The following is a 13,099-nucleotide window of genomic DNA, read 5'->3' on the forward strand; positions in this document are numbered from 1 at the left end:
TTCTTCTCTTAATGTTGCGTCCGGCCTGCGACACGCGGCCGCCAACGCAAGAGGGGAAAGGGTTTGGTCTTGGTCAGTCTTCGGTCGGATCCGACCGCCGAGTCGGAGACGCTGCAGATTCCTGCTGGCGGGGTTCCGGCTGGGGGTTCGACGGGGTGGATGTTTCGTTCTGTTCAGCCTTCCGACGTTTCGGCTTGGGATTCGGCTTGACGTTGAACTGGTTCATGGCCTGGCCGACGCCTTCGGTCGCCCAGCAGATCGCTGCCTGGGCCGCCCGACTGGTCGCGGTCTCAAACGTTTCGTGTTCCGTCTTGGAGAATTTCCCCAACACGTAATCGGTGACCGACCAACCTTCGGGCGGCCGATCAATTCCGACACGCAACCGCGGAAACGACTCCGTGCCGAGATGTCGGATGATGTCTTTGATTCCATTTTGCCCACCGGCGCTGCCGCTGGGACGAACTCGCAACTGACCGCCGGCGAGATTCAGATCATCGCAAACGACCAGGACGTCGCAAAGTTCCAGTTTAAAAAACTCGACCGCCTTCCGAACACTCCGTCCGCTGGCGTTCATGAACGTCCCGGGACACAAGATGGCGAGTTTTTCACCACCAACGTTGCCCTCGGCAAGCTCACCTTCGAATTTCACCTTGGCGGCCCCAGCGCCGGTCAGCACCGCGACCTTCGACGCCACCATGAAACCGACATTGTGCCGCGTCTGCTCGTACTTTCGGCCGGGATTGCCCAGCCCCACAATCAACTTCATCGCGGCCTCGAATCGCCACAGGGTTGCCCGCTACCGGGCTGCCCCACTATTCGGCCGATGCTTCTTCCGACTCGTCAGGAGCGGACGCTTCGACCATTTCCGGTTCAGCACCCACTTCCTCGGCCGGTTCTTCCTCGACGACACGCGGTGCCTCGACGTGGAAAATCACGGTTTCGGCGGGCGTGACCAGCTCCACCTTGGCCGGCAACGCGAGATCACCGGCGCTGCGATGTTCGCCCATCGCCACGCTAGCGATATTGATCGTCAGCTGATTGGGGATGGCGACGGCGGGGCACTCGACCTCGACTTCCGAGGCGTTTTCGATCGCGATCCCGCCTTCTTTGGACCCCTTGGATTCACCTTTGAACTTGATCGGGACGGTGACGACGACCTTCTCGTTCATGTTCACGCGTTGCAAGTCGACGTGCAGCACTTCGATCCCCAACGGATCAAACTGCAAATCGCTGACGAGAGCCGTATCCTTGACGTCACCTTCCAGCTCCACAATTTTGCTGTGGTGACGCAGAATCGCTTCCACCGTCTTCTGTTCGATCGACAGATGCTCGTTCGCTTCTTTGTGCCCGTAGAGGACCGCCGGGACTTGTCCGGACTTTCGCAATCGACGCGACGCGGCCGTTCCCAGGCTGCCGTCACGTTTCTGAACCTTGACCACTTCCGCCATCGCGGATCACCCTGACATCAGTATTGTGCTGTTTTTTTCGAGGCCAAATGGGGCCGGAGCAGACACGGCAAGGCCCTTTGGCACGCCGCTACCGTTGCGGCGAAGCGGGTAAGTATGCCAGGGCCAGCCAACTCTGCAAGCCCAAACCGCCCTTGCGACCCGGCTCGATGCGCCCCCGGCACGCGTCGTTGCATCGGTCGCTTCCCACCGAACGATCTCCGGCCGCAGATCCGGCCCCGTCCGCCCCCGCCCATGGGGACAGAGCACTCGAGGAGATCGGACGGGCGTGCGGAGCCTCAGGAAACTACTTCAATCCGAATGACAAGCATTTCCATCTGGTGCTCTGTCCCCAGCCACGTTTCCCAGCCCGTTGGGCTGGGCTGGGCAAACACCGGGGCGTTGCCCCGGAACAACCGGTCCCCACCGCCCGGCACCAACCGGGGACAGAGCACCAACCGGGGACAGAGCACCAACCGGGGACAGAGCACCAACCGGGGACAGAGCACCAACCGGGGACAGAGCACCAACCGGGGACAGAGCACCAACCGGGGGCAGAACGCCCGACTTGGGGACAGAGCACTTGGGGGGGTTTTTCTCCGACCGGTTTGCCGTTGGTGCGTCTTTCGAGAGCGAAACCGCCGAATGCGGCTCGTCTGGCGGTGCCGCATCTCGATTGTGTGATCGCCGGCCGGGTCAGCCCCCCTTTGCACGCGAACCGTCGCAGGCGAACCTGACGCGTACGGCCGGTCCATCGGATCCGCTGCGGAGCCCCGCCGGTCGAATCCCTGTCGGCCCTCCGTCGATCTCCGCGGAGGCCCCTCGGTCCGTGAGAAACGAATGTGCTTTGTTGCTGAATCGAGTGAACCGCATCGCGGACTGGTGACTTTTCTGGGCACCGGCACCAGCGTTGGTGTCCCAGCCATCGGATGTGGCTGCGCGGTCTGCCAAAGCAACCACCCTCGCAACCAACGCACCCGCTGCGCGATCACCGTTCGGCTTCCCGGCGGCACCCTGCTGGTGGACACGCCGCCGGACCTGAGGACGCAATTGATCCGCGAACGGGTTCGAGTGGTGCACGCCGTCTTGTTCACGCACGAGCACGCCGACCACATTTTTGGCTTGGACGATCTTCGGTTGTTTCCGTTTCGTCTGGGACACGCGGTGCCGCTGTACTGCAACCAAACGGTGGAGAAACACATTCGGCGGTCGTTCGCTTACGCCTTCCTCGATCGCCAGGAAACCCACCCCGGAGCGACACCCCGACTGGAGTTCCGGTCGATTGATGACGATCCGGTCCAGATCCTTGGAGCAAAGGTTGTCCCGATCCCGATGAAGCACGGGCCGCACTTCAATGTGCTCGGATTCCGCTTTGGCAATTTTGCCTACTGCACCGACACCAATGAAGTCCCGGCCGAATCACGCCGCCGGTTACAAGGCATTGAGACGCTGGTCATCGGGGCGCTCCGACATGAACCGCACCCGACTCATTTCAATTTGGAACAGGCCATCGCGGTGGCCCGCGACGTTGGAGCGAAGCGGACATTGTTGACGCATACCGGGCACCAGCTCGACTATGAAGCAACCAACCAGGAATTGCCCGAGGGGGTGGAGATGGCGTACGACGGAATGCAGGTCGAGATCGACTTGCAACACTAATCCAACCGGTCGATTGGTCGTCCGTGTTGGCAATCACCACGTCGCCCCGACGATCGCTGTCGCGCTTCATCGGCGCATCGACTATACTCCCCGCCCCGTTCTCTTCTCCCGCCCGCCGCCGCGAGGTCACGATGTCGTCGCTTTCGGACTCCGAACGCTCCAACGCCCGACTGGGGCTGTGGCTGTTTGGACTGTACACCCTGCTGTACCTCGGTTTCGTTTTGATCAGCGCCTTTTCGGCGTCCACGATGGAAACCAAAGTCGTCGCCGGCTTGAACCTGGCGATCGTCTACGGCTTTGCGTTGATCATCATCGCCTTGGTCATGGCATTGGCCTACGGGGTGCTTTGTCGGCCCGAGCCGGCTGGTGGGCAAGCGGCACCTCCGACCGCCGCCGCAGACACGGAAGCCGCCGACCCACAGGATGGAGAAGATGGAGGTCGGGAGCAATGATCTATGATCCTTCGCCGATCGCCGTGCTGGTCTTCTTCGTTTTTGTGGGAGCCACCGTCGGACTCAGTTTTTTCCTGGGGCGCAAAGCAAAGTCTTCCGCCGGGTACTTTGCCGCCCACGGTCAGATCCCTTGGGCGGTCAACGGGGTGGCCTTCGCCGGCGATTATCTGTCCGCGGCTTCATTCCTGGGCATCTGCGGAATGATCGCGTCGTATGGTTACGACGGTTTTCTTTACTCGATCGGTTTTCTGGCCGGGTGGATCGTGGCGTTGTTCGTGATCGCCGAACCGATGAAGCGGCTGGGCAAGTTCACCTTTGCCGACGCGCTCGATTCGACGTTTGATTCGCGCGGCATCAAGGCTGCCGCAGGCGTCAGCACGCTGGTGGTCAGCGTGTTCTACCTGATTCCCCAAATGGTCGGAGCCGGATCACTGATCCAACCGCTGCTGGGGTTTCCCCACTGGGTCGGTGTGGTGTTGGTGGGGATCGTGGTGATCACGATTGTTGTCACCGCAGGCATGGTGTCGACGACCTGGGTCCAATTCCTGAAGGGGTCCCTGCTGGTGTTGTTCAGCGCGATTCTGGTGGTGCTGCTGCTGGGACGCGGCTTTGTCGCCAGCCCGGACGCGTTTGAAACCCTTGGCCCAATTTCTCCGACCGAAGCCGGTGGCGCGACGATCGCCGGGCGCCAAGTGCTGCCGGCCGAAGGCGGCTGGCAGGAATTCCCGGAGCTGGTCCGGCTAGCCGACCCCGAAGGCGGCTTTGACCTGTACCGCTCGCAACCGATCGAGGGCGGCCAAGTGCTGCTGCGACAAGCCCAAGCGATCACCGACGCCGATGGCGTGCTGCTGGTCGACGGAGCGCCCCGGGGACGCGGCGAAGGCGAAAAGGAACTCCGTCCGGTCGGCCGGTTGTCCGAATTGCCCGAGGGCCAGGAGAGCACCGGACCGTTGGGCCCCGTCAGCTTCTTCACCACGCTCTCGGAGAGCAAAGTCGTGTTGTGGCGGAACCTGACGGTCAATCACAGCGACGGCACCAAGACAACCGTCTACTATCAAAAACCGACCGACGGCAATGAGGTGTTGCGGCCGGGAGAGCATCCGAAGTTCGCCGGAATCCGCGGCGAATCACTGATCGGAAAACTGAACTTCCTGTCGTTGATGCTGGCCCTGTTTTGCGGCACCGCGTCGTTGCCACACATTCTGATCCGTTACTACACCGTCAAGGACGGAGCAGCGGCGCGCAAGAGCACGATCGTCGGGATCGCCAGCATCGGCTTCTTCTACGTGCTGACTCTGTACCTGGGATTGGGTGCGATGACCAGCGGAGCGATGGACCTGACCGACAGCAACATGGCGGCCCCGCTGTTGGCCCGCAGCATCAACACGTGGCTGTTCGCGATCATTTCCGCCATCGCGTTCACGACGGTTCTGGGTACCGTCAGCGGATTGATTCTGGCCAGCAGTGGCGCCGTCGCGCACGACCTGATGGTGGGCGTCTTCGGCGTCGAACTGCCCGAAGGCAAGAAGGTTCGCGTGGCAAAGATTTCGGCCGTCATCGTCGGCATCATTGCCATCTTCCTGGGGATCCTGTTCAAGGAACTGAACGTCGGCTACCTGGTCGGATGGGCCTTCAGCGTCGCAGCGAGCGCAAACCTGCCAGCCCTGGTCATGCTGCTGTTTTGGAAAGGGACCACACGCCAAGGCATCATTGCCAGCGTCCTGGTCGGAATGGTCAGTTCCCTCGGTTGGATCCTGCTCTCCAGCGACACCTACAAAAGCGTTTACGGGCTGGACCCGGAAAGCGCCTGGGCGCCCTTCAGCCAACCCGGCATCGTCACCATCCCGCTGGCATTTCTGACTTTGATCGTCGTCTCACTTGCCACCCGCAGTGATTCAGGGAGCAACCCTTTGGCGACGGATTGATCGCCCCGAGCACAGCCTGCCCGGGAAGTGACTGGGCGGACCTCGTGTCATCCGTCAAGCGAAAGACTCGCCCGCCATTTCGATTGGCGGCGATTACGCGTTGGTGACAGGGGGCCTTCGGCGTCGCCGGCCCTTGCTGGCGAACTTCTTCCGCACCTCCTGAACGGCTTCAATGAACCGGTCCACTTCTTCGACGGTGTTGTACAGATAAAAACTGGCCCGCGCCGAAGCGGTCTTGCCCAACACATCATGCAACGGCATCGCACAGTGGTGACCGGCGCGAACGGCGACGCCACGTGTGTCCAGCCACTGAGCGATGTCATGGGCGTGAATTCGATCCATCGTGAAACTGACGATGCCGCCTTTCAGATCCGGCATGGGCCCCAGAACGTCAACGCCTTCGATCTGACGCAGCGCCTGATCGGCGCGTTGACAGAGCGCATTTTCGTGTTGCCGAATATTATCCAGTCCGACACGTTGCAGGTAACGCAGCGCCTCGGCCAGCCCGATGGCTTCGGCGATCGGCGGCGTCCCGGCCTCGAACTTTTCCGGGGGCTCGGTGGCCGTGAATCCCTCGGTGGTCACGGTCTGGATCATTCCGCCGCCTCCCAGGAACGCCGGCATGGCTTCCAAATGCTCCAGCTTCGCGTACAGCACGCCGATACCGGTCGGGCCACAAACCTTGTGCCCGCTGAAAACGACGAAATCCGCATCCCACTGTTGCACGTCGATCACCTCGTGCGGAGCAGCCTGAGCGGCGTCCACCAGCACGGCGGCTCCGGAACGATGCGCCATTTCCGTCCATGACTGAGCCGGAAAATTGGTTCCCAGAACATTACTGGTCGCGGTGAACGCAAACAGTTTCGGGCGGTGCGTTTTCAATGCCTGGGCGACAACCGAATCGTCAATCGTCCCCGACTGGTTGATCGGCAAGAATTCGACTCGGCACCCGACTGCTTCGGCCAACTGGTGCCACGGGACGATGTTGGCGTGGTGTTCGGCGATGGTCACCAAAATCACGTCGCCGCGGCCGACGTTGGCATGCCCCCAGGATCGGGCGACCGTATTGATGCCCGCCGTGGTCCCGGCCGTGAACACGATTTCGCGGGAGGATCGCGCGTTGAGAAAATGTTGCGTGGTGACCCGAGCCGCTTCGTAGGCAGCCGTCGACTCTTCGCTCAACGTGTGAATGCCACGATGGACGTTGGCGTAGTAATTCTGATAGCAGTCGCTCATCGCGTCGATCACGACTTGTGGTCGCTGCGTGCTGGCTGCGTTGTCGAGATACGCCAGCGGTTGGCCGCTCGCGACGGTGCGACGCAAAATGGGGAAATCGTCGCGCAACTGATGGGGATCAAACGTCATCGGGTTCAACTTTCTTCACTTAAACTCGGACCGCCAAACCGGGGACTGCCGCCCGCGGCATCGGCATCAGCATCTGCCTCACCATCGATCGGCGAATGCAACGCCGACTGCAGGACTCGCCATGACAACAAACAACATTTTTGGCGGTTGGGTGTGAGCTTGGGACCGAACAGTTCCAACATTTCTTCGGCCGAAAAGTCTTTGACTTCGTCGACCGTTTTGCCCTCTACCTTTTCAATCAACATCGACGCCGAAGCCTGGCTGATGACGCAGCCTTCGCCTTCAAACCAAGCCTCTCTGATCCGGCCTTCATCATCCAGTTTCAACGCGATTTGGATCACGTCGCCACACAGCGGATTCTTGCCCTCGTCGGCGTGCGTCGCGTCGTCCAACGGTCCCCGGTGGAAGGGGTCCTCGTAGTGGTCCAGGACGTGCTCTTCGTAGATGTCTTGCTCGTTTGCCATAGCGATGCAGGGGATCAGCCGGGATCGGAAGTCTCCGGCGTTCGGAGGGGAAGGTGTGAATCTCGACGCGGGTATGGACCGGGCCGTCGACGCATTTAAGTCTACGCGCGTTGTCAAAAATCGGCGAGAGCCAATTCGCTGCGATGGGCCTTGGATTCAGTCTTTTCTGCGGGTTTGTGGCTCCACCCCGCGACAATCGGCCGCCCGCACACGGCCCGTTTCGGGGGACAGGGCGGTGGCTGCCGGCCCCGGCGGTCGTTCGAATCGCGAAGGGCAGGAACAGGATTCCGCAGCGACTCGATTGGGTTGACACGTTGTCGCGATGACTTTCTTTCCAAACTGGGAGACGGGAGAACGCCTGAACCCGATCGACCGACGGCATCCAGCAGCTAAGGTATGCAATCCCCGATTGCATAAAGAGTCGATGAATCCGCCTGACAACTTTCCCCGTATCGGCCGTCGCCAAGCGCTGGCGTCGCTCGCAGCCTCCTTCACCGTCCTATCCGGCTGTCCGAATACGATGCCGGAGCGGGTGCCCGAGGGCCGCGCGCGCCCGGTCAGCAACAACGGGTCCGCACAGAAAACGTTGGTCGAACGTGTCACGCAGACACTCGATCGTGAAAAGCGCCAGCGAGGCCTCTCCATCGGGCTCAACGGCGCCTGGCAGATTTTTCACGGCATCCTGGCTTATGGCGACCAATTCGAAGTCGATACGCCCATCGGTCGCCGTTCCGCCCTGACGTACTTTGCCGAGGGCGGCACCTGCGACGGCTACCGGCCGGTACGGGGCGATGTCTTCGAGCCTGGCAGCATGGTCGGGATCCGAGTCGATCTGGAACCGAGCACCAAGGTCGGTCAGGGACACCGCGATCAATGGCTGGCGGTGGTTGCCCAGGCGGGCACAAAACTGGAAACACCGTGGATTGTCGAAGACCAACCGTTGCGAATTGCCAACTGGATGCGGCAGGCCGAATACGACGTTCCGCTGAACTACCAGGCGGAATTCAGTTGGACCTTGATTCCGTTGTCAATCTACCGCCCCACCGACTACCGCTGGACGGCCCGCGACGGCGACGTTTACAGCACGGAACTGCTGGTCGAATCGGAAACCCTGCATGACTTGCAAGCCAGCGTTTGCGGCGGAACCCACCGGCTGATCGGAGTCGCCCACGCGGTCCGCAAGCGTCGGTCCGAAGGCGCGGCGATGACCGGACTGTGGGCCCGTGCCGAAGACCATTTGAAAGCTTCGATCGAATTGGCCCGCAGCAACCAGAATCCCGATGGGTCCTACAGCACCGCCTACTTGCATCGCAGCGGTTGGTGTCAAGACCTGGGCGAGCTGCTCGGCACCACCGGTCATGTCGTCGAGTTTGTCGCCTTTGCCGGTGACGACCAGGATTTGAACTCGGAGTGGGTTGCCCGCAGCGTCGACAAACTTTGCGACGTTTTGGATCAATGCCAGGCCGCCGACTTGGAAACCGGCGTGCTTTATCACGCGCTGCATGGCCTGGCCGAATATCGACGCCGCGTGAACGGTTGATGCCTCACTGGCGAACCCTCGCAAACGCCCCATCCGGTGGTTCGTTCGCTGACAAAAAGGCATCGATTGTTGCTGCACGAGGAGACTGCCCCAAGTAAACTCAACGGCTGCATTTGATCTTCCACCGGAGAATCGGCTGATGCGACAGTACGTTTTCGGGACAGCCGCGATCACGATCGTGATGCTTGCCCTTAGTGGGTCGTTGTTACGAACCTGTTCATTCGCTCAGGAAGTTCCGGCAGCGTCGACAGCAGCGCCCGCCGCTGAAACACAGGCGAGCGAGACCGAGGCGGCAGGCGAGTCGTCCGATGAACCCGCATCGACCGCCGAATCGCCCGCCGGCTCCAGTGCACCCGACTCGGCGGACGCGGAAGTTCGACAAGCCGTTGAGGCTTACGTGAATGCGTTCAACGCGCGCGACGTCGACGCCCTGATCGCTCTGTGGTCTCCCGAGGGCGTTTACTCCAGTCGAACCTCCGGCGACCAGTTGGTGGGACGCGACGCGTTGCGTCAAGATTTCAGCGACCTGCTGAGCGACGAAGGTGCGCCGACGTTGGCAGTGATCACCGACTCGATCGAGTTCATTTCGCCCAGCGTCGCGATCGAGCGTGGGAGCGCGACCATCCGTTGGAACGAGGAATCCGCGGAGCAAACCACTTACACCGCCGTCTACATCAAGCAGGGCGAAACTTGGCTGCTCGATCGCGTGACCGAAGCAGACGTCGTCGAACAACCTTCCCACTACGAGCACCTGAAATCGCTTGAGTGGTTGGTGGGAGACTGGATCTACGAAGGAGAAACGTGGACGGTCGAGTTCGAAACGGATTGGACAGTCAAACAGAACTTCCTTAGCCGCCGGTACACCGTCACCGGGAATCCCGGCAACGAATCGTCGGGGCTTCAAATCATCGGTTGGGATCCACTGAAGCAACAGATTCGCAGTTGGCTATTCGATTCCGATGGCGGTTACGTGCATGCCACTTGGCTGCCGACCGAATCCGGTTGGAGCGTCCAATCGGTGGCGACACTTGCTGACGGTGGGCGTGGCTCGTTTACCAGCCACTTGGAACCGATCGATGAAAACAGTTACCGCTGGGAAAAAGTCAACCGTGTCTTGGACGGGCAAATCCTTCCGAGTCTGGATCCCGTTACGGTCCGCCGCAAATAGCGTCGCAATCCGCACGTCACCGCCTCCAATCCTGTTTCCCGATCACTCGGGGGTCAGCCCATGAACAACCGTACGAGAATGCTTCATTGCCTGCTGTGCTTGGCCTTCGCCGGTCCGTGGATGGCGAATCCCCTGTGGGCGCGCGGCCGCGGGGGCGGAGCCCGTGGTGGTGGGATGAGCCGCCCGGCGATGAGCCGCCCGAGCCCGTCCATGAACCGGCCAGCACCGAGCCGGCCAGCACCAAGCCGGCCGCCGGTCAGCCGGCCAGCACCGAGCCGGCCAGCACCGAGCCGGCCAGCACCGAGCCGGCCATCGATCAACCGGCCCACGCCCTCGGCGCGACCGTCCACGCGCCCGGCGACCCCCAGTCGCCCGACAACCCGTCCGGCCACGCCCAGCCGACCGACGACGCGCCCCACCTCTCCTACCACGCGTCCGTCCACGCCCAGTCGCCCGACGACACGCCCGACTCCTTCCCGGCCTTCCGTCACGCCGCCCTCGGCCGGACGTCCGACGACGCCGGCGCGACCCTCGCTGCCATCCGGCAATCGACCGTCACCGGGGCGTCCTTCCACCGGACAACTGAACGATTTCTTAGACTTGGATCGCCCCACCACGCGGCCTTCGCGGCCCGGCGGTGGCGGCGCTGCCGGCGATTTCTTGCAAAACCGCCCCGCGACGCGTCCTTCGCCGCCCGATCGACCCGGCGGCGGTGATCGCCCCGGCCCTGGCGATCGCCCCGGCGGCGGCAACCGCCCTGGGCCTGGCGGAGATCGACCGACCACGCTTCCCGGGCGACCTGGCGATCGGCCGGGGACTCGCCCACCGGGCGATCGCCCTGGAAACCGACCGCCCCTGGCCGGCCATCGCCCCGGTCATCGTCCTCCCGGAAGCCGGCCACCTGGTTGGCGTCCGCCGGGGCAACGACCTCCCGGCTATCGGCCCCCTGGCTATCGGCCGCCACATCCCGGCCACTATCCCGGCTACGGCCCCGGATATTGGAACCGGTATCCGAATTGGCACTGGGGATGGGCGAACTATCCAAATCAGAACTGGTGGGCCTGGGCGACCGCCGGAGCGGTCACCGGCTGGCTCGTCGGCGGATTGAATTCGCAACCGATTTACTACAGCTACGGTGAGAATCTGTATTACGAAGGCGACACCGTTTATTACAACGAACAACCGGTGGGCACCGCCGAGCAATACGCCCAGCAGGCACAGGAGATCGCGTCAAACGTCCCCGAGGTCCAGCCCGAGGACGTTGAATGGCTACCGCTGGGCGTGTTCGCCCTGGCCGATACCGACACGGTTTCCGCCGAAGACGCCACGCTGTTCCTGCAATTGGCGATCAGCAAGGAAGGGATCATCGCCGGAACGTTCCAGAACACCGCGACCGGCGATTCGTTTGAGGTCGAAGGCACGATCGATCGCGAGAGCCAACGAGCGGCCTGGGGGCCAGTCGACAAGGACTGGCCGATTATGGAAACCGGCATTTACAACTTGAGCGAGAATGTTGCCGGTGCGCTGCTGCACTTCGAAGACGGTGAAACTCAGCAGTGGACCCTGCTGCGGCTGGACGAACCGGATTCCGATTCGCAAAATTAGGCCCGGGCTGAAAAGTCACAAGACTCCATCGCTGACGTCGCCAGACGGCAGCGACAAGATGTCAAACGAATCCGCGTCGCACTGCGCGACGGCCCTTTAATGAGCTCGCCTAGGCGAACTCACCACGCACCGGCCATCAGATGCTCGGGGGCGCGTCCGGGCTCATTTGCCGTAGCCGGATTGCGGTTCACCCTCCGGATCCAACTTTCCCGTGGCCCACAAGACGGCCCGCGAGACCAGATCCAGGTAGCGATCGTCACCGACCGTTTCGTTGTTGTGACCAAGCGTAGTGCTGATGATTCGGGTCTTTTCCGGACCATACTGATTGGTCCAGACCACAGCGGCTTTGGCTGTGGTGGGCTGGGCGTCCGGGTTCTGCTTTAAGTCGCGGGGACGAGGTTTCTGCGTCTGAGTCCCGCTGGCGAGGACCTGCGTTCCAGAGAACACCCGAACGTTGTTATAGAGTTCTTCGTTGATCGTGGTCCAATCGGATAAGCCCTTGGTGACCGGGTGATCGGGATCCACGAAGTCGACTTCGATCGGTGATTGGGGACCGTGCGCGGTCGATTGAACGCCGATCATCTCGTACCAGCCCGCATTCTCAGCCCCCGATTCAACGGGTTGGCGAAAATCACCCCAGCGATAGCTGTGCATGGCGCAGTGCAGATTGACGGCCGGCAGCCCGGCGCGATGTGCCGCCAAAATACGGTCCACGTATGGACGCTCGGTCACATTGGCGGAGCACTCGTCGTGCAGGACCACGTCGTAGCCCTCGGCCCAGTCGTCGGATTCATAGATTTCGAATCGCGTGTCGGTGCCCTTGCTGGGATTGAATACGACCGTCACTTCGGCATGAATCCGCTGCTCGATTCCTTCCTTCAAAAGTTGCGTTTGGGTGGCGTAATCGTGGCAGCAGCCGCCGGCCACCAGCAACACTTTCAACGGAGCCGGCGCAGATTGCTCGGATTGGCCACGGACAACCGTCGGCAACAGAAGGAGACCAATGGCAAACAAGGCCATCATGCGTGTTTTCATAGTGATGGATGAATCAGAGTGATGGAAGGAAAATGCGTCCGAGTCAACGACCAGACGCCGGGAGCCCCAATCATAGCAGCACGCTCGTCAAGAACCTCCACCGGCAGCAAAGCAAGTCCGCTTTTGGCCGGAGCAGACCGCGTCCATCCGCACCAAACCGGATGGGGGACAGAGCACCAAACCGAAGCCAGATCGAAACCGGATGGGGGACAGAGCACCAAACCGAAGCCAGATGGGAACCGGATTGGGGACAGAGCACGCGGCGGATCCGGAGGGGGACAGAGCACAAACCAGAAGCCGGATCGGGGACAGGAGCCGGATCGGGGACAGAGCACGAACCGGGGAAACCGGATCGGGGACAGAGCACGCGGCGGAGGTCGAATGTGTCCCGAAGAGTTCGGGACAGCCCACCGAACTCAATCTTCCAATTGCGAGCATCTC

General features: G+C 61.8%; 11 protein-coding genes. 6 read left to right on the plus strand and 5 right to left on the minus strand.

The annotated features are described in order from the left end of the window. Nucleotides 1-73: 73 nt before the first annotated feature. On the minus strand, nt 74-766 hold the full coding sequence (gene pth, locus FYK55_RS05400) for an aminoacyl-tRNA hydrolase (protein ID WP_150075384.1): 693 nt from the start codon (nt 764-766) through the stop codon (nt 74-76). Nucleotides 767-812: 46 nt separating this feature from the next. Further along, the gene (locus tag FYK55_RS05405; RefSeq protein ID WP_150075385.1) at nt 813-1,448 is read right to left on the minus strand and encodes a 50S ribosomal protein L25; all 636 of its coding nucleotides are present in this window, start codon (nt 1,446-1,448) and stop codon (nt 813-815) included. 837 nt (nt 1,449-2,285) lie between these two features. Between FYK55_RS05405 and FYK55_RS05415 the strand changes: the two genes are divergently transcribed. The 3 genes from FYK55_RS05415 (at nt 2,286) to FYK55_RS05425 (ending at nt 5,481) form a co-directional block, all read left to right on the plus strand. After that, entirely contained in the window at nt 2,286-3,104 is an 819-nt protein-coding gene (locus FYK55_RS05415) for an MBL fold metallo-hydrolase (RefSeq protein WP_150075387.1), read from the plus strand. Between the two features lie 131 nt (nt 3,105-3,235). Continuing rightward, on the plus strand, nt 3,236-3,556 hold the full coding sequence (locus tag FYK55_RS05420) for a DUF485 domain-containing protein (protein ID WP_150075388.1): 321 nt from the start codon (nt 3,236-3,238) through the stop codon (nt 3,554-3,556). Next, nucleotides 3,553-5,481, plus strand: a complete 1,929-nt coding sequence (locus FYK55_RS05425; protein WP_150075389.1) for a sodium/solute symporter — start codon at nt 3,553-3,555, stop codon at nt 5,479-5,481. Before FYK55_RS05420 ends, FYK55_RS05425 begins: the two co-directional genes overlap by 4 nt. Nucleotides 5,482-5,574: 93 nt before the next feature. Here FYK55_RS05425 and FYK55_RS05430 read toward each other — a convergent pair whose 3' ends face one another. Both FYK55_RS05430 and sufU read right to left on the minus strand, forming a co-directional pair. Then, the gene (locus FYK55_RS05430) at nt 5,575-6,846 is read right to left on the minus strand and encodes an aminotransferase class V-fold PLP-dependent enzyme (protein WP_150075390.1); all 1,272 of its coding nucleotides are present in this window, start codon (nt 6,844-6,846) and stop codon (nt 5,575-5,577) included. A 5-nt stretch (nt 6,847-6,851) separates the two neighbouring features. Beyond that, nucleotides 6,852-7,310, minus strand: a complete 459-nt coding sequence (sufU, locus tag FYK55_RS05435) for a Fe-S cluster assembly sulfur transfer protein SufU (RefSeq protein WP_150075391.1) — start codon at nt 7,308-7,310, stop codon at nt 6,852-6,854. Nucleotides 7,311-7,734: 424 nt separating this feature from the next. On the opposite strand from sufU, the gene FYK55_RS05440 reads away from it, so the two are divergent. From FYK55_RS05440 to FYK55_RS05450, 3 genes are all read left to right on the plus strand, one after another. Continuing rightward, nucleotides 7,735-8,850 carry a hypothetical protein gene (locus FYK55_RS05440; protein WP_150075392.1) on the plus strand — a complete coding sequence of 372 codons (1,116 nt, stop codon included), beginning with the start codon at nt 7,735-7,737 and terminating at the stop codon, nt 8,848-8,850. 139 nt (nt 8,851-8,989) lie between these two features. Then, the gene (locus tag FYK55_RS05445; RefSeq protein ID WP_150075393.1) at nt 8,990-10,018 is read left to right on the plus strand and encodes a DUF4440 domain-containing protein; all 1,029 of its coding nucleotides are present in this window, start codon (nt 8,990-8,992) and stop codon (nt 10,016-10,018) included. Nucleotides 10,019-10,618: 600 nt separating this feature from the next. Continuing rightward, the gene (locus tag FYK55_RS05450) at nt 10,619-11,623 is read left to right on the plus strand and encodes a hypothetical protein (RefSeq protein WP_150075394.1); all 1,005 of its coding nucleotides are present in this window, start codon (nt 10,619-10,621) and stop codon (nt 11,621-11,623) included. 162 nt (nt 11,624-11,785) lie between these two features. Here the strand turns inward: FYK55_RS05450 and FYK55_RS05455 are convergent, their stop codons facing one another. Beyond that, nucleotides 11,786-12,646, minus strand: a complete 861-nt coding sequence (locus tag FYK55_RS05455) for a ThuA domain-containing protein (protein ID WP_235908445.1) — start codon at nt 12,644-12,646, stop codon at nt 11,786-11,788. Nucleotides 12,647-13,099 lie beyond the last annotated feature (453 nt).

This window comes from Roseiconus nitratireducens (genome assembly GCF_008629675.1).
Lineage (GTDB): Bacteria > Planctomycetota > Planctomycetia > Pirellulales > Pirellulaceae > Stieleria > Stieleria nitratireducens.

Coding starts and splice junctions, on each gene's coding strand:
- sufU (WP_150075391.1), bottom strand. CDS start 7,310: ATGGCAAACGAGCAAGACATCTACGAAGAGCACGTCCTGGACCACTAC.
- FYK55_RS05405 (WP_150075385.1), bottom strand. CDS start 1,448: ATGGCGGAAGTGGTCAAGGTTCAGAAACGTGACGGCAGCCTGGGAACG.
- FYK55_RS05445 (WP_150075393.1), top strand. CDS start 8,990: ATGCGACAGTACGTTTTCGGGACAGCCGCGATCACGATCGTGATGCTT.
- FYK55_RS05440 (WP_150075392.1), top strand. CDS start 7,735: ATGAATCCGCCTGACAACTTTCCCCGTATCGGCCGTCGCCAAGCGCTG.
- FYK55_RS05420 (WP_150075388.1), top strand. CDS start 3,236: ATGTCGTCGCTTTCGGACTCCGAACGCTCCAACGCCCGACTGGGGCTG.
- FYK55_RS05415 (WP_150075387.1), top strand. CDS start 2,286: ATGTGCTTTGTTGCTGAATCGAGTGAACCGCATCGCGGACTGGTGACT.
- FYK55_RS05430 (WP_150075390.1), bottom strand. CDS start 6,846: ATGACGTTTGATCCCCATCAGTTGCGCGACGATTTCCCCATTTTGCGT.
- FYK55_RS05455 (WP_235908445.1), bottom strand. CDS start 12,646: ATGATGGCCTTGTTTGCCATTGGTCTCCTTCTGTTGCCGACGGTTGTC.
- FYK55_RS05425 (WP_150075389.1), top strand. CDS start 3,553: ATGATCTATGATCCTTCGCCGATCGCCGTGCTGGTCTTCTTCGTTTTT.
- pth (WP_150075384.1), bottom strand. CDS start 766: ATGAAGTTGATTGTGGGGCTGGGCAATCCCGGCCGAAAGTACGAGCAG.